The sequence below is a fragment of the Sphingomonas trueperi genome, assembly GCF_040545665.1.
GTDB classification, from domain to species: domain Bacteria; phylum Pseudomonadota; class Alphaproteobacteria; order Sphingomonadales; family Sphingomonadaceae; genus Sphingomonas; species Sphingomonas trueperi_B.
The window spans coordinates 186,449-202,942 of sequence record NZ_JBEPMH010000004.1; the positions used below are offsets into that span (position 1 = coordinate 186,449).

A 16,494-nucleotide genomic window follows, 5' to 3' on the forward strand; every position below is an offset into this window, starting at 1 on the left:
ATGGGCATGGGTCCAGGGCATCTCCGCAACATACGACGCGATTCGCTTTTGGCGATCGGGCTCGCGTTGCTGATGGGAATCGCCTGGACGGTGCGCGATCATGTCGCGCTGGGCGCGCTGCGGCTGCCCGATACCGACGATCTGATGCGCCTCCAGCAGGTCCGCGACTGGCTGGGCGGGCAGGGCTTTGCCGATCTCGCTCAGCACCGGCTGGGCCCGGCGCCAGGGCTGCAGATGCACTGGTCGCGGCTGGCCGATCTGGTGCCTGCCCTGCTGATCCTGACGTTCACCCCGCTGCTCGGCGTAAAGGCCGCGACCGTCGCCGCCGTCATCGTGTCGCCGCTGCTGCTGTTCGCGGCGATGCTGATCATCGTTGCCGCGATCGCGCGTCGCCTCGGCCAGTCCGGTTTCGTCGCCGTCATCCTTGGCGCGCTCGCCTTTCCCGCGATCACCCTGTTCACGCCGGGACGGATCGATCACCACGCGCTGCAGATCGTGCTCGTGCTTACGCTGCTCCATGCCTGTGTCGGGCGGGGTACGCTGGGGCAGGGGGCTATCGCCGGCAGCGCGACCGTGCTGTCGCTGGTCGTCGGCATGGAGACGGCGCCGCTGCTCGCCGCCGGTGGGGCTGCCATCGCGCTGCGCTGGCGGCTCGATGGCGCCGCCGGACAGGCACGGATGGCGGGCTATGCGACCGCGCTGCTGCTGGGGCTGAGCGCCGCGGCGGTGCTCTTCCGGACGAGCGGATGGAACGTCGCGGCCTGCGACGGCTTCACCGCCATCCTGTGGCGCGCCGCGATGCTGGCGGCGCTGGCGCCGGCGGCGATGGCGGTGGCGGGCTTCGCCACCCAATCCGTCGCGGCGCGGACCGCGGTGCTGATCGTCGGCGGAGGACTCGCGCTGGCGGCCGCCGCCATGAGCGCGCCGGCATGTCTCCATCCCTATGGGCAGGTCGATCCGCTGCTCGCGCGGCTCTGGCTTGCCCATGTCAACGAAGCGCAGCCGCTCTTCGCGCTACCGCTCGGCAAGGCGATCGCCGCCGGGGGCATGGCGTTGGTCGGGCTCGGCGCCGGTATCTGGTTCGCCTGGACGACACGGACGGCGGCTTCGTGGATCCTGCTCGCCTTCCAGGCGGCGGCGGTTGGGGTCACGCTGGTGCAGGTGCGCGGGGCGCCGCTGGCGGCGCTGACCGCGGTCCCGGCGCTGGCCGCGATGATCGCTGCCGCCCGGCCGCGCGGACCGATGGCGCTGGTCGTCGCCTGGCTGGGGGCGAGCGGAATCGCCTATGCGGGGGTCGGCGACCGGCTGACACCGCCAGCGCAAGCGTCTGCCCATGGCTGTACGCCTGCCGCCGCCGCGGCGCGGCTCGCTGCGCTCCCACCCGGCCTCGTCGTCGCGCCGATCGACTTCGGCCCGACGCTGCTCGCCACTACGCGGCACCATGTTCTCGCCGGACCCTATCACCGTGATACGCAAGGAAATCGTGCCATGTACGACCTGTTCCTAAGCCCCTCCGGCCAGGCGGAAGCGCTCGCGCGGCGATGGGGGGTGGACTATGTCGCGCTCTGCAAGGACGGCTTTGCCGAAGTCGGCGACCGTGCACGCGATCGCCAGCTGCTGGCCGGCAGCCTGATGGCGGGGCAGGTGCCGCCCTGGCTGCGACCGATATCGCCTGCGGGGTCGAGCACCCAAGTCTACACCCTCACCCAGCCCGTTCGACGCACTACCCAGTGAGCGAACCGCGCAAGGGGGAGGTGCGCTGGTGGGAGCGGCGCTGGTTCGCGCTGGCGGCGGTGCTGCTCAGCGCGGTGCCGTTGCTGTGGCCCACCGTGCCGCCACTTACCGACCTGCCCGGCCATATCGGCCGCTATCATATCGCCGCGCAGCTGGGGGACTCGGCGCTGCTCCGCCAGCACTGGGACTATCGCTGGCGGCTGATCGGCAATCTCGGCGTCGACCTTGCGGTGCTGCCCCTGGCCCGCATGTTCGGGGCGGTGCTGGCGGCCAAGCTGGTGGTGCTGGCGATCCCGCCGCTCACCGTGGCGGGCCTGATCCTGGTGTCGCGCGCGAGCGGCGGGCGGCTTGCCCCGGCAGCACCCTTCGCCTTTCCGCTCGCCTATGGCTTCCCCTTCCAGTTCGGCTTCGTGAACTTCGCGCTGTCGGCGGCGCTCGCGCTGCTTGCGCTAGCGCTATGGATGCGCATGCAGCGGGCGGTGGGTATGCGCGCGCTGCTGTTCGTGCCGATCGCCCTGCTGCTGTGGGTGGCGCATTGTTTCGGCTGGGCGATGTTCTGCCTGTTCGCCTTCGGTGCCGATCTGGCGGCGCTCCGCGCGAACGGTCGCGGCTGGGGCGAAGCGATCCTGCGAACCGGGCTGCGCTGCCTGCCGCTGACCGTGTCGCTCGTGCCGATGCTCGGGGGCGGCGGCTCCGGGGACGGAAGGCTCGGCGCAAGCTGGGAATGGCTGGCCAAGCTGCAATGGCTGGCATCGCTGTTGCGCGAGCAATGGCAGAGCTACGACCTGATCTGCGCGGTGCTGCTCCTCGCGCTCGTTTGGCTGGGCCTTCGCAGCGCGGCGCTGCGCGTCGACCGTCCGCTTGCCTGGGCGGCGGGCATCGGCGCGGTCGCATGGCTGGTGCTACCCTATCGGCTGCTCGGCGGCGCCTATGTCGACATGCGGATGACGCCCTATGTCGTCGCGCTGCTGATCGTGGCGATCCGCGCTCAGGATCGACGGATTGCCAACGCGCTGGCACTGGCCGGCACCTTCTTCTTCCTGTTGCGCATGGCGACCACCACCTGGGTGTTCCTCGGCGCCGCCGCAGCACAGGAGCAAGCGGCGGCGGTGGCAGTGCGGCTGCCGCGCGGTGCCGCCGTCCTCGTCGCGGTGCGTGAACCCTGCAGGTCCTGGAGCGTCGCGCGGCTGGCGCACGTCACCGGGCTCGCAGTTGCGCGGCGCGACGTGTTCGAGAACGGCGAGTGGACGCTGGCGGGCCAGCAACTGCTCCGCGACCGGCATCCCCGAGCCGGCGCCTATCGTGCCGATCCCTCGCAGATGATCTATGATCCCGGCTGCGCGTGGAACGGGCATGGCCTGCCGGCGATGCTGCAGACCTTCGATCGCGGCACCTTCGGCTATGTGTGGATGATCGATCTGCCCGCGCCGCCGCTGCCGCCGGACCTGGTGCCCGTCGCGCGTTCCGGGCCCTCGATGCTGTTCCGCGTCGCACCTACGCCGCACAAGCGCTTGCCGTCCGGGGCGCTCGCGCACTAAAGCGACGCGATGGATAAAGGGGTTCCGCTGCGCTGGTGGCAGACGCGCTGGTTCGTATTGCTCGCCACGCTGGTGGCGGCCGTGCCGCTGCTATGGCCGGACATCCCGCCGCTCGTCGACCTGCCCGGGCATATGGGCCGCTATCGCGTGCAGCTGGTGTACGACCAGGTGCCATGGCTGCGGCAATGGTATGATTTCCGCTGGCAGCTGATGGGCAATCTGGGGGTGGACCTGCTGGTCTTTCCCATGGCCAAGATCTTCGGCCTCGAACTGGGTGTGAAGCTGATCGTCCTTGCGATCCCGACGATGACGGTCGCCGGCTTCCTGATGATCGCCCGCGAAGTGCATGGCCGGATCCCCGCGACGGCGCTGTTCGCCTTGCCCTTCGCCTATGCCTTCCCCTTCCATTTCGGCTTCGTCAACTTCGCGCTGTCGATGGCGATGGCGATGCTGGCCTTCGGTTGGTGGCTGCGGCTGGCGCGGCTGGGCAAGTTCCGCTTCCGCTCGATGGTGTTCGTGCCGCTCTCGGTGATCATCTGGATCACCCACACCTTCGGCTGGGGCGTATTGGGCGTGCTCGCCTTCTCGGCCGAGCTGATCCGCCAGCACGATCTGCGCCGAAACCGCGATTTGCCCTGGTACAAGGATCTGGCCGGCGGCTGGCTCGCGCCGGTGTTCTTCGCCGGGCTGCAATGCGCGGTGATGGCGCTGCCGGCGGTGTTGATGGTGATCTGGCGCGGCGGCGAGCATGTCTCCGGCCAGACCTTCGACTGGTACAACTGGCGCGCCAAGACGCTGTGGGTGACGCAGATGTTCCGCGACCGCTGGCAGCTGTTCGACATCGCCAGCGTCGGCGTGATCTTCCTGCTGCTGCTCAAGGCGGTCCGCGATCCCAACATCCAATATTCGCGCAACCTCGGCCTCTCCGCGCTGTTCCTGCTGCTGGTCTATATCTTTTTGCCGCGCGTGGTCTTCGGATCGGCCTATGCCGACATGCGGATGGTGCCTTTCATGTTCGCGATCGCGATCCTGGCGATACGGCCAAAGCCGGGTCTGTCGATGCGCGGCGCGACGTTGGTGGCGATGCTCGGCCTCGCCTTCTTCCTCGCCCGCATCGGCGCGACGACGGCGAGCTTCTACCTCTACGACCAGGCCTATGATCGCGAGCTCAAGGCGCTGGCGCATGTGCCCGTCGGCGCGCGGCTGGTGAGCTTCGTCGGCGAGACCTGCTACAACGAATGGGCGATGACCCGGCTGCAGCACGTCCCCGGCCTCGCGCTCGAGCGGCGGCTGGCCTATACCAACGACCAATGGTCGATGGCCGGCGGCCAGCTGATGACGGTGCGCTACCGCGCGGCCAAACGATTCGCGCACGATCCGTCGGAGCTGGTGACCAACGTCCAGTGCCCGCGCGAATGGTGGCGCCCGATCGCGCGCAGCCTGGCACTCTTCCCGCGCGACGCCTTCGACTATGTCTGGCTGATCCGGCCGCCGGCGTTCGACAAGCGCTACGAGCAGGGACTGTTCCCCGTGTGGCGCGACGGGCCGAGCGTGCTGTACCGGGTGGACCACGATGTGCCTGGACCGGGGCTCAATCCGGGCGACCTGCCGATCCCCAGGCCGGAGGCGGTGCTGATCCGCGAGGCGGAGGCGGCGGGGGAACTGCCGGGCAACGGCACCGCGCCGCCGTCTTGAGCGAGGGAGGCCAAGGCAGTACGTCCGTCAGCTCCTGAAAAGCATTAGTCCGCAGACTCCCTGAGGTCTCATGATTTCGACGCTAGCTCTCGCCGTCACCGCCAATTGGTCCATCTACGCGAATGCCCGCTTTGGCTATTCCATCTGCTATCCATCTTCGGTGTTACGACCGCAGCGTGAAGCAGATAATGGGGATGGCCGAGCGTTTCTCGGCAGCGATGGTACACGGCTTCTGGCATTCGGCCAGTGGGAAGGCGAGGCGGCTGGGCTCGCCGCCTGGACCAAGGAGCAAGCGCAGACATATGTCGGCAGGCTAGGGAAGATAACCTATCGTGCGGGGCGTGGCGATTGGATGGTCTTCTCAGGAGAAACCGGGACCGGCTTCGTCTTTTACCTCAAGGCGATGAAGCACGGCGACGCCTTCGCGACCTTTCAGCTGACATATCCGGCAACGAAGACGGCGCAGTATCGACCGATCGTGCAGCGGCTTTCCCAATGTCTGCGTTGGACCAGATCGCCACTGTAAGACTAATCGCCTCCTGCGATCGCGCGGCACCCGGCGGCGCTACTCCACCTTCCTGAACGGCGTCAGCTCCTCCAGATATTCCTGCTCGCGCTCGACCGCCTGCTGCTCGCGCACCAGGAAATCGGCGACGGCGCGGCGGAAGCCGGGGTCGGGGAGGTAGTGCGCCGACCAGGTCGTCACCGGCACATAGCCGCGCGCCAGCTTGTGTTCGCCCTGCGCGCCCGCCTCGACGCGGGGCAGGCCGCGCGCGATCGCCGCGTCGATCGCCTGGTAGTAGCAGAGCTCGAAATGGAGGAACGGCACGTCCTCCACGCAGCCCCAATAGCGGCCGTACAGCGCATCCCCGCCGATCAGGTTGAGCGCCCCGGCGATCGGCCGGCCGTCGCGCTCGGCGAGCAGCAGCAGCACCTTGTCGCCCAGCGCTTCGCCGAGCATCGAGAAGAACGGTCGCGTGAGATAGGGGCGGCCCCATTTGCGGCTGCCGGTATCCTGGTAGAAGGCCCAGAACGCGTCCCAATGCGCCTCGGTGATCTCCGCGCCGGTCAGGTGACGGATCGTCAGCCCTTCGACCGCGGCGGCGCGCTCCTTGCGGATCGCCTTGCGCTTGCGGCTGGCGAGCGCACCGAGGAAGTCGTCGAACTTTGCATAGCCGTCATTCTGCCAATGGAATTGAGTACCGGTGCGGATCAGCCAGCCCGCCGCCTCGAACATCGGCACCTGCGCCTCCTCCACGAAGGTGGCGTGCGCCGAGGAAAGGCCGTGCTGGTTCACCACCGCCTCGATCGCGGCGATCAGCGCGGAGGCCTGGGCCGGGTCGCGCAGCAGCAGCCGGTTGCCGGGTACGGGGGTGAACGGCACCGCGATCTGGAGCTTGGGATAATAGCGCCCGCCGGCATGTTCCCAGGCATCGGCCCAGCTATGGTCGAACACATATTCGCCTTGGCTGTGGCTCTTGGCATAGGCAGGCGCGATTGCCGCGGGGGTGCCGTCCGGTCCGTCGACGACGATCGGCAGCGGCTGCCAGCCGGCCTGCGCCGTCGCCGAGCCCGAGGCTTCGAGGATCGACAGGAAGGCGTGGCTGAGGAACGGATTGTCGGCCCCCGCACAGGCATCCCACTCCGCCGCCGGGATCGAGGCGACGCCGTCGGCGAGGCGGGCGGTGACGGATGAAGATCGCACGAGGGACAAGATAGTGGCTGGCGCGAACGGTGCCAGTGGTTTGTTCCTGCCGGCTTCTTGTCCCCTTCTGCTTCTTCTTATCCCCCTCCCGCCTGCGGGAGGGGTTAGGGGAGGGTGTGTGAGGTTCGCGGGCGAGCCGTCGAGATTTGCCCGATCTCCGTCAGTGCGCTTCTTCTATGTCAGCCCTTGCTTCCCTCTCTCACCCTCCCCCGTCCCCTCCCGCAGGCGGGAGGGGGGCGATAGAGGCGGGAGGTCTGCCCTCGTCGTTGCGCTACAGGCAGGCCAGCGTCGCCGCGTCGATCGCGCTGGCGGCGCCCTGTAGCGCATAGCCGTCGACGAACGGCACGCCGCCGGTATCCACGCTCTCCACGCTGAGCGCCCGCCCGTCGCGCATCGCGGCGACAATCGCCGAGTCGGTGCGCGCGTCGGGGGCCCAGGCGTCGTGTCGGCTGGCGGTGAGTTCGAAGCGTCGCTCGCCCGCGACCAGCATCACCCGGGCATGGTCGGCCCGGGCCCGGCTGAGCCGGACGTAGAGCTGGTGCCGCACCCCGCGCCCCCGCCAGCTTGCGATGCTGAGATAGGCCTCGCCGCGCCGGGCGAGGTCGCTGGGCCGCGCTACCGCGAAGCAGCGAGTCGGCGCCGTGTCGCGAAAGGCGCCCCAGCGCGCGAAGATGCCGATCGTCTCGCGCGGTCCCGCCAGGGCAAGCAGCGCCAGCGCCAGGATCATGCCGGCGCCGCGCCGCGCCCGGTGCCGAGATGCACCACCGTCTCCACGCCGCCCTCGATGCGGACGATCGATCCCTGCGGCAGGTCCGGCGCCACCGGCGCATCGAATTGCGGCAGTACGTCACGCCCGGTCATCACCCCGCGCAGGATGCGGCTCGACATGCCGTGCATGATCACCAGCCGGTCGCCGGGATCGTCGTCGGTATCGGCCAGCCAGCTGGAGACTCGCGCGGCGATTGCGTCATACCATTCGCCGCCTTCCGGCGGCCGCGTGTAGAGCCCATGCTCGGCATCGAGAAAGCTGCCCACCTCGCGCTCCAGATCGGCATAGTAGCGCCCGCTCCACGCGCCCATGCCGATCTCGACCAGCCGGTTGTCGGTGCGGGCCTGGTGCCAGTCGAGCTCGAGATGCTCGGCGATGATCGCCAGCGTCTGCAGCGCGCGACCGGCGCTGGAGGCCCACAAGGTCAGCTTCGGTTTCGGCCCGAGCAGTTCGCGCAGCGCCGCGCCCATTGCATCGGCCTGGGCGAAGCCGGCGCGGGTCAGCGGCGTGTGGGGGTGGTCGCCCTGCATCCGCCGAGCGATGTTGAACACGGTCTCGCCGTGCCGCGCGATGAAGTCGCGGCCTTTCCGGGTGCTGGCCATGGCCATGTCTCTCGGGCGAAACCGGCGGAAACGCAATGCCCCCTTTTGGCCCTGATTCGTTCATGCCCGCGACAGGGCGCGGGGTGCATCCGTCCCCTCGCTCGCGGAGCACGCCGGGAGCGAACGGGAGGAAGAACAGGTCGCGGTGCCCGCGTCGGGCCGCCCCTTCCCCTCGATACCGAGCGTCCAGCCGAAGCCCTCTGGCTTGCGGCTGAAGTCAGGCCGCACCCTGTTGGTGCGGCTTCAGTGAGGAGTATTCGTTATGCGTACCAAGCTTTCCATCGCTGCCCTGATCGCCACCACGGCCTTCGCCGCACCGGCCTTCGCCCAGTCGCAGGACCAGAGCTTCAACGGGTCGCACGTCGAAGTGATCACCGGCTGGGATCATGTGAACGACAAGTCGTCCTATGACGCGTCGAAGGACGGCGTCACCTATGGCGGCAACATCGGCTATGACATCCAGCGCGGCAGCACCGTGTTCGGCGTCGAGGGCGAAGTGACCGGCTCGTCGATTAGCGACCGCAGCGGCGACGTGCTCACCCCCGGCGACCGGCTGCGCGTGAAGGCCGGCCGTGACCTCTATGTCGGCGGTCGCCTCGGCTTTGTGGCGGGACCGCGTACGCTGATCTACGCCAAGGCCGGCTACACCAACGCGCAGTTCATCACCGACTATGATTCGCCGGCCACCGCTACCGCCCCGGCGCTCTCCTTCCGCCAGCGCGACAATTATGACGGCTGGCGCCTGGGCGCCGGTGCCGAGTTCAAGCTGACCGACAAGGTCTTTGCCAAGGCGGAATATCGCTATTCCAACTATGGCTCGCAGGCCAACGGCGTCGATCCGGAGCGTCACCAGATCATCACGGGTCTCGGCGTCCGCTTCTGATCGCCGAAAAGGCCATCTGACTGTGGAAAAGGGGGCCGGAGCGGCTTGCTCCGGCCCTTTTTCGCGTTAAGGGTACGTCATGGCGCATTGCCACCGGCCGGGTCATGCCGGGTAGAAAGCAGGGCGACGGCCCGGGGGTTTGAGGTACATGAAGGCGACGATCGAACGCGCAACTCTGTTGAGGGGCCTGAGCCACGTCCAGTCCGTGGTCGAGCGGCGCAACACGATTCCGATCCTGTCCAACGTGCTGATCGATGCGCAGCTCGGCGGCACGATCCGGCTGATGGCGACCGATCTCGATCTGCAGATCGACGAGACGATCCCCGCCGCGGTCGACCAGGTCGGCGCGACGACGGTGTCCGCGCACACGCTGTTCGACATCGTCCGCAAGCTGCCCGAGGGTTCGCAGGTGGTGCTCACCGCGGCCGAGGGCAAGCTGACGGTGGTGGCGGGCCGCGCCCGCTTCCAGCTCGGCACGCTGCCGCGCGACGATTTCCCGATGATCGCCGAGGGCGAGCTGCCGACGACGTTCGAGCTGCCCGCCGAGACGCTCAAGCAGATCATCGACAAGACCCGCTTCGCGATCTCCACCGAGGAGACGCGCTATTATCTGAACGGCATCTTCTTCCACGTGACCGACGATGCCACCCGCATGCTGCGCGCGGCGGCGACCGACGGCCACCGGCTGGCGCGCGTCACCGTGCCCTGCCCGGACGGCGCCGATGCGATGCCGGGCGTGATCGTGCCGCGCAAGTGCGTGGCCGAGCTGCGCAAGCTGCTCGACGAAGTCGACGGCTCGGTGGGCGTGTCGCTCTCGCCGTCGAAGATCCGCTTCGACCTGGGCCAGGCGATCCTCACCTCGAAGCTGATCGACGGCACCTTCCCCGATTACAGCCGCGTCATCCCGACCGCGAACGACAAGCTGCTCAAGCTCGATCCGAAGAGCCTGATGCAGGGCGTCGACCGCGTCTCGACCATCGCCACCGAGAAGACCCGCGCGGTGAAGATGGCGCTGGAACGCGACAAGGTCGTGCTGTCGGTCACCAGCCCCGAGAACGGCGTCGCGGCCGAGGAAGTCCCTGGCGAATATGCCGCGATGGGTTTCGAGATCGGCTTCAACAGCCGCTACCTGATGGACATTCTCGGCCAGATCGAAGGCGATCTCGTCGAGGTCCATCTGGCCGATGCGGCGGCGCCTACGCTGATCCGCGAGAATGATTCCTCGCCCGCGCTCTACGTATTGATGCCGATGCGGGTCTGATCCCGCACCGGTTTTCCGTTAAGATACAGCGGCATGTCCATGGTTGACGGCCGCTTTCCGGCGTCCCCCGCGCTTTCCCCGGCTATGTCGGCGGTTTCTTTGCGATCATAAGCCGGGCCAAGCCCCGAGGGTCGCACTTTACGGGACTTGGGTCGGGCGGCGGATCTCCCTGGATCCGTCGTCCGCCTCAAAGCTTTCGGCCGTGCGTCTTGAAAACATCCCGCCCGCCTGCTATTAACAGTCATGTCAGTTAGGGGGATCGGACTGCATGGCGACCAAGGCTCCGCAACCGTTGCTCAACCCCGGCGTGCCGCTCAAGCGCGAATGGGGCACGGCTTTGTCGGCACTCCGCAAGCTGCTCGCCAATGGCGACGATACCGAACAGGTCTTCAAGATCATGCGCGCGCTGAACGGGGACGTCAGCCAGCGCAACTACCGCAAGCTGCTCACCGTGCCCGGCGGCGGCAAGCTCGCCTATCGCCGGCTGGAGCTGTCGCAGCGGCTCGCCGACCGCGGCTGGATCGACGGCTTCGCCCCCGGCACGCTGGGTGCGTCCTATCGCGACTTTCTCGATTCGACCGGCTATTCGGCCGACGGGCTGGTCCAGGTCAGCATGGTCGAGGGCGGGTTCCAGGGCATCGAGGTCGAGCACCCCTATGCCTGGATGGGCCGGCGCGAGCGCGACATCCACGATCTCTGGCACGTGCTGACCGGCTACAAGGCCGACGAGCATCTCGGCGAGCTGTGCCTGGTCGCCTTCTCCTATGCGCAGACCGGCGGCACCGGCTGGGGCTTCATCGCGCTGGGCGGGGCGCTCAAGAGCATCCGCACCACCGGGCGGCTCGATTGCGTGAAGGCGATCTGGGAAGGCTATCGCCACGGCAAGCGCGCCGGCTGGCTCCACGCCGAGGATTACGAGAAGCTGCTCGAAGAGCCGCTGGAGGGGGCGCGGGCCCGGCTGGCGATTGCCGAGCCGGAACAGTATCGTGTTGCCCAGGCGAAGCTGGCCGAGGCGGGAATCGGCGCGCTTTAAGGGGTCTCGCCCCGCATCCGCTTCTCTTCGAGCCGCTTCTCTTCCATCTCCTTCGCGATCGATCGCAGCGCCTCGGGGCTGGCCAGATTCTTGGGGACGGCGAAGCGTGCGGGGGCGATCGGGCCGAAGTCGACCGCGAGCAACTGCACGGTCTTGGCATCGCCGATCATCAGCGGTGCGCCCTTTTCCGCCATCGCCGCCAGCGCCGCGCGGAACTGCCCGCGCTTGTCCAGAGGGGCGAAGGTGTCGAAAAAGCCGGTGGCCGCCGATCGCAGCGCGCGATTCACCGGCGCTAGCCTGGGCGAGTCGCTAAACGCGGCCTCGATACTGGCGGCGGGGTCGTCCTTGCCCTCGGGCCAGATCCGCCAGACCTGCCCCTTGAGCCCTAGTACCTCGGTCTCGCGCAGAGGTTCGAGCCGCGGCGCGGCCGCGGGGGGCGCCGGCGTCTTCCCGGCCGCGCGGAACATCACGCGGACGAATTCCAGCATGTCGTCACGGTGGCCGGAGATCGCCATGCCGTCGAACTTGCCGAACGTCACATATTCCTCGCCGCCGTGCCGGACATAGACGAGGTCGTCGATCTGGACACGCGCATCGCCATTGTCGGCCACTTCCACGGTCAGCTGGTCGATGCCGGCCTTGTAGGTAGCCTTTACGTCCGCCAGCGCCGGCCACGGAGCCAGCGCCAGCAGGATCGGCAGTGCGCGTGCCAGACGCTTGCGCATTACTTCGCGGCCGGGGTCGCTTCCGGTGCCGGGGCAGGCGCGGCAGGTGCTGCAGGCGCACCCTCGGCCGGTGCGGCACCGGTCTTGTCGCCGGCGGCCTTGGCGGCTTCGAGCGCCTTGTTCGCCTGGTCCTCGATGCGCTTGCGCAGCGCCGCGCGGTCGAGCACGTTCGGCAGCGCGAACTCGCTGGCAGGGATCGCGCCTGGCTTGACGCTCTGCAGCGTCAGCGCTTCGCCCAGGCGGAGCACGGCGCCCTTGGCGATCACGTCTTCCAGCACCTTCTCGGCCTTGGGAACGCTGGTGAACACGGTCGCCATGCGCGCGCCGGTCAGCTTGGTCTGCATGCTGATCGCGGTCGCGATGTTCTTCAGGCGGCTGTCGTCGCTGACGACGATGCGGATCGAATCGCCCTGCGGGTTGCCCTTGGGCTGGACGCTCCAGATCGTGCCCTTCTGGTCGCCGACCTTCTCCTCGCCGACCTGGACCGCTTCATAGTCCGGGTCCTGCGGCAGCGCCTGAGGCTTCATGCCCTTGGCCTTGGCGATGTCCTGCGTCGCGCCGACGAAATCGGCGAAGCTGGCGGCGAACTTGTCGTTGCCGTCGGTGATGACGACGTAATCGGTGCCGCCCTTGTGGATCAGGGTCTGCGGGCCAGCTTCCACCTTGGCGTCGCCATTGGCGGCAGCCTTGACGGTGATCGTGCCGCGGCCGCCGGCGGCGGCGTAGGTCGCGGTCACGTCCTCGGGTGCCTTTGAGCAGGCCGCCACCAGCGCGAGCGCGGCAATCGTAACAGTCTTGCGGATCATGTGTTTCTATCCCTTCGCCCTGATCTATCGGCCAAGCGGTGTTCGTGGGCAAGGTGCTGCGCTACAGCCCCTTTCATGGCCGTCAAGCGTCTCCTGCTCACCGACTTCCGCAACCATGAAGATGCCCTGCTGACGCCGGGGGCGGACTTTGTCGTGCTGAGCGGCGAAAACGGCGCGGGGAAGACCAACATCCTGGAGGCGGTGTCGCTGCTGGCCCCCGGCCGCGGCCTGCGTGGCGCGCCCTTGAGCGAGATGGCCCGGCAGGGCGGGGCGGGAGGCTTCGGCATCGCGGCGACCCTCGACGAAGCCGAGATCGGCACGGGCACCCGCGCCGACGCGCCCGAGCGGCGGATCGTCCGCGTCAACGGCGCAACGGCGGCGGCGACCAGCCTGGCGCAGTGGCTGGTGGTGCTGTGGCTCACCCCGGCGATGGACCGGCTGTTCCTTGAGGCCCCCGGCGACCGCCGCCGCTTCCTCGACCGGCTGACCCTCGCGCTCAACCCCCGCCACGCGCAGGAGGCGACGCGTTACGAGGCGGCGATGCGCGAGCGCAACCGGCTGCTCGCCGACGAGCTGCCCCCTGACCCCGCCTGGCTCGACGCACTGGAGGCGCGGATGGCCGAGCATGGCGCGGCGATCGACGCTGCCCGCCGCGATGCCGTGGCGGCGCTCGGCGCGCGGCTCGCTGACCAGCCCGAGGGGCCCTTCGCGCGCGCCGGCCTCACGCTGGAGGGCTGGCAGGGCGACGCGCCCGCGCTTGCCGCAGCGCTGCGTGAAGGCCGTCGCCGCGATGCCGCCGCCGGGCGCACGCTCGCCGGCCCGCACCGCGCCGACCTGCAGGTGACGCATCTCGACAAAGCCCAGCCCGCGCATCTCTGCTCGACCGGCGAGCAGAAGGCGCTGCTGCTCGGCATCGTCCTCGCCCATGCCGAGCTGGTGGCGGACCGGGTCGGCACGCCCCCGATCCTGTTGCTCGACGAGGTCGCCGCGCATCTCGATCCTGGCCGCCGCGCCGCGCTGTTCGCGCGGCTGGCCGGGCGCGGCCAGGTGTGGATGACCGGCACCGAGCCCGCGCTGTTCGAGGCGGTCCCCGCCACCGCCACCCGCTACCGCGTGGCGGACGGCAGGGTGGAGCCTGCGTGACCGCTGGCCGGTCGACGGCCACCACTGTCATCCCGGCAGAAGCCGGGATCCATTGCCCTGTGCGCTTGCGGAAAGAACCGCCAGATCGGCGCGAATGGATCCCGGCTTCCACCGGGATGACGGCGCCTTTGGCCAAACGCGATCGCCGCCCTACATAGGGTCCGTGCCCGCCGATCTCCCCGCACCTCTGGCCGACTGGTTCACCGCGCGCGGATGGGCGCCGCGGCGGCACCAGCGCGACATGCTCGCCGCCGCACGGGCCGGGCGGCATGCGCTGCTCGTCGCCCCCACGGGTGCGGGCAAGACGCTGTCGGGCTTCCTGCCCACGCTCGCCGACCTGATCGAGACGCCCGCCGAGGGGCTGCACACGCTCTACATCTCGCCGCTCAAGGCGCTGGCGGTGGACGTGCAGCGCAACCTGCTGACCCCGATCGAGCAGATGGGCCTCCCCATCCGCGTCGAGACGCGCACCGGCGACACGCCGCACGAAAAGAAGGTCCGCCAGCGCGCCCGCCCGCCCCAGGTGCTGATGACCACCCCCGAATCGCTCAGCCTGCTGCTCTCCTATGAGGACAGCCTGACGATGTTCGCGGGGCTGAAGACGGTGGTGATCGACGAGATCCACGCCTTCGCCACCGGCAAGCGCGGCGACCTGCTGGCGCTGGCGCTCGCCCGGCTGGAGCGGCTGGCGCCGGGCTTTCGCCGCGTCGGGCTCTCCGCCACCGTCGCCGATCCCGATGGCTATCGCGCCTGGCTCGCGCCCTATGGCGATATCGATGCGGTCACCTTGGTGCAGGGCGAGAAGGGCGCCGATGCCGACATCGCGATCCTGCTTCCCGAAGGTCGCGTGCCCTGGGCCGGGCATTCGGGCATCTATGCCATCCCGCAGGTGATGGCGGAGATCGAAACGCACAAGACGACGATCGTTTTCTGCAACACCCGGGGCCTAGCCGAACTCGTCTTCCAGCAGCTGTGGAAGGTCAACGACCTCAAGCTGCCGATCGGCGTGCACCATGGCAGCCTCAGCCTGGAGGCGCGGCAAAAGGCCGAGCAGGCGATGGCGGATGGGCGGCTGCGCGCGCTGGTCGCCACCGCCAGCCTCGACCTCGGCGTCGACTGGGGCGATGTCGATTGCGTGATCCAGATGGGCGCGCCCAAGGGATCGTCGCGCCTGCTCCAGCGGATCGGCCGCGCCAACCACCGGCTCGACGAGGCGAGCGAGGCGGTGCTGATCCCGGGCAACCGATTCGAATATCTGGAGGCGCGCGCGGCGCTCGACGCCGTCGAGGCGGGCGAGCTCGACCCCGACATCTTCCGCCCCGGCGCGCTCGACGTGCTCGCCCAGCATGTGATGGGCTGTGCCTGCGCGGCGCCGTTCCTCGCCGCCGATATGCTGCGGGAAGTACGTGCAGCATTGCCTTATTCGGCGCTTCCGCAAGAGGTGTTCGACCGGGTCCTCAACTTCATCGCCGACGGCGGCTACTCTTTACGCGCCTATGACAAGTTCAAGCGGCTGACCCAGGGCAAGGACGGCGTATGGCGCGTCACCCAGCCCAATTTCATTGCGCAGCATCGGCTCAACGCCGGCATCATCGTCGAATCGCCGATGCTCGAGGTGCGGTTCAAGAACGGCAAGCGGCTCGGCAAGGTGGAAGAGGGGTTCGCCGCGTCGCTCTCGCCCGGCGACACCTTCTTCTTCGGCGGGCTCGCGCTGGAAGTGGAGCGGGTGGAGGCGACCGACTTGATCGTCCGCGCCACCGCCAAGCAGGCGCGGGTGCCGAGCTATATGGGCGCGCGCCTCGCGATCACCGCCAACCTCGCCGACCGGGTGCGGGCGTTCCTGCACGATCGCGGCCAATGGGCGCGCTTCCCGGCGGACGTGCGCGAATGGTTGGAGACGCAGGACCGCCGCTCGACGCTGCCCGCACCGGGCCAGCTGCTGGTCGAGACCTTCCCGCACGAGGGCCGCCACCACCTCGTCATCTACAGCTTCGAAGGCTGGAATGCCCACCAGTCGCTCGGCATGCTGGTCACGCGGCGGATGGAGGCGATGGGGCTAAAGCCGCTCGGCTTCGTCGCCAACGACTATGCGCTGGCGGTCTATGGGCTGGAAAAGATCCTCGACCCGCGCCCTCTCTTCTCGCCCGACATCCTGGAGCACGAGTTCGTCGACTGGGTGCAGGGCTCGGCGCTGCTCAAGCGCGCCTTTCGGGAGGTCGCGATCATCGGCGGGCTGGTCGAGCGCCAGCATCCCGGCAAGAAGAAGACCGGGCGGCAAGTCACCTTCTCCACCGACCTGATCTACGACGTGCTGCGCAAGTACGAACCCGATCACCTGCTGCTGCGCGCCGCCTGGGAAGATGCGCGGGCGAAGATGACGGATGTCGGCCGTCTCGCGCGCCTGCTCGACGAGGCGGGCGAGCGGATGCTCCATGTCGATCTGGAGCGGGTGAGCCCGATGGCAGTCCCTGTGCTGATCATGATCGGTCGCGAATCGGTCGCGCAAGGCACCACCGAAGACGCGCTGCTCGAAGAGGCGGAGGCGATTGCTGCCGAGGCGATGCGGCTCGACTGACCCCGTTCTTTTGCGGGATTGCTGC

The 16,494-nt window shown here is 68.7% G+C and carries 14 protein-coding genes; 9 read left to right on the forward strand and 5 right to left on the reverse strand.

Going from position 1 to position 16,494, the window contains the following annotated elements:
• The first annotated feature begins 48 nt into the window (after nt 1-48).
• The 4 genes from ABIC65_RS14335 to ABIC65_RS14350 all read left to right on the forward strand — a co-directional run bounded on the left by ABIC65_RS14335 (nt 49) and on the right by ABIC65_RS14350 (nt 5,493).
• Nucleotides 49-1,734: a hypothetical protein gene (locus ABIC65_RS14335; RefSeq protein WP_354309633.1), complete on the forward strand. Its 1,686-nt coding sequence runs from the start codon at nt 49-51 to the stop codon at nt 1,732-1,734.
• A complete protein-coding gene (locus ABIC65_RS14340; protein WP_354309634.1) occupies nt 1,731-3,272 on the forward strand; it encodes a hypothetical protein in 1,542 nt (513 codons plus the stop codon). Before ABIC65_RS14335 ends, ABIC65_RS14340 begins: the two co-directional genes overlap by 4 nt.
• 9 nt (nt 3,273-3,281) lie before the next feature.
• A complete protein-coding gene (locus ABIC65_RS14345; protein ID WP_354309635.1) occupies nt 3,282-4,967 on the forward strand; it encodes a hypothetical protein in 1,686 nt (561 codons plus the stop codon).
• Nucleotides 4,968-5,037: 70 nt separating this feature from the next.
• Nucleotides 5,038-5,493 (forward strand): hypothetical protein, encoded by a 456-nt coding sequence (locus ABIC65_RS14350; protein WP_354309636.1) that lies wholly within the window; start codon nt 5,038-5,040, stop codon nt 5,491-5,493.
• Nucleotides 5,494-5,532: 39 nt separating this feature from the next.
• On the opposite strand, the gene ABIC65_RS14355 is transcribed toward ABIC65_RS14350, so the two are convergent.
• From ABIC65_RS14355 to ABIC65_RS14365, 3 genes are all read right to left on the reverse strand, one after another.
• On the reverse strand, nt 5,533-6,672 hold the full coding sequence (locus ABIC65_RS14355; protein WP_354309637.1) for a GNAT family N-acetyltransferase: 1,140 nt from the start codon (nt 6,670-6,672) through the stop codon (nt 5,533-5,535).
• A gap of 271 nt (nt 6,673-6,943) precedes the next feature.
• A complete protein-coding gene (locus ABIC65_RS14360) occupies nt 6,944-7,399 on the reverse strand; it encodes a hypothetical protein (protein ID WP_354309638.1) in 456 nt (151 codons plus the stop codon).
• Complete coding sequence (locus ABIC65_RS14365) at nt 7,396-8,043, reverse strand: histidine phosphatase family protein (protein WP_354310022.1); 648 nt, start codon at nt 8,041-8,043, stop codon at nt 7,396-7,398. The genes ABIC65_RS14360 and ABIC65_RS14365 overlap by 4 nt, the downstream gene beginning before the upstream one ends.
• Before the next feature lie 262 nt (nt 8,044-8,305).
• On the opposite strand from ABIC65_RS14365, the gene ABIC65_RS14370 reads away from it, so the two are divergent.
• The 3 genes from ABIC65_RS14370 (at nt 8,306) to ABIC65_RS14380 (ending at nt 11,220) form a co-directional block, all read left to right on the forward strand.
• Nucleotides 8,306-8,926, forward strand: a complete 621-nt coding sequence (locus ABIC65_RS14370; RefSeq protein WP_354309639.1) for an outer membrane protein — start codon at nt 8,306-8,308, stop codon at nt 8,924-8,926.
• 148 nt (nt 8,927-9,074) lie between these two features.
• Nucleotides 9,075-10,187, forward strand: coding sequence for a DNA polymerase III subunit beta (gene dnaN, locus ABIC65_RS14375; protein WP_093296005.1), 1,113 nt, complete (start codon nt 9,075-9,077; stop codon nt 10,185-10,187).
• Between the two features lie 268 nt (nt 10,188-10,455).
• Nucleotides 10,456-11,220: a Coq4 family protein gene (locus ABIC65_RS14380; protein ID WP_354309640.1), complete on the forward strand. Its 765-nt coding sequence runs from the start codon at nt 10,456-10,458 to the stop codon at nt 11,218-11,220.
• Here the strand turns inward: ABIC65_RS14380 and ABIC65_RS14385 are convergent.
• Entirely contained in the window at nt 11,217-11,945 is a 729-nt protein-coding gene (locus tag ABIC65_RS14385; protein WP_354309641.1) for a hypothetical protein, read from the reverse strand. The genes ABIC65_RS14380 and ABIC65_RS14385 overlap by 4 nt on opposite strands.
• Nucleotides 11,945-12,751: a hypothetical protein gene (locus ABIC65_RS14390; RefSeq protein ID WP_354309642.1), complete on the reverse strand. Its 807-nt coding sequence runs from the start codon at nt 12,749-12,751 to the stop codon at nt 11,945-11,947. Before ABIC65_RS14390 ends, ABIC65_RS14385 begins: the two co-directional genes overlap by 1 nt.
• 75 nt (nt 12,752-12,826) lie before the next feature.
• On the opposite strand from ABIC65_RS14390, the gene recF reads away from it, so the two are divergent.
• Nucleotides 12,827-13,894, forward strand: coding sequence for a DNA replication/repair protein RecF (gene recF / locus ABIC65_RS14395; RefSeq protein ID WP_354309643.1), 1,068 nt, complete (start codon nt 12,827-12,829; stop codon nt 13,892-13,894).
• Nucleotides 13,895-14,057: 163 nt separating this feature from the next.
• Nucleotides 14,058-16,469 (forward strand): ligase-associated DNA damage response DEXH box helicase, encoded by a 2,412-nt coding sequence (locus ABIC65_RS14400; protein ID WP_354309644.1) that lies wholly within the window; start codon nt 14,058-14,060, stop codon nt 16,467-16,469.
• Nucleotides 16,470-16,494 lie beyond the last annotated feature (25 nt).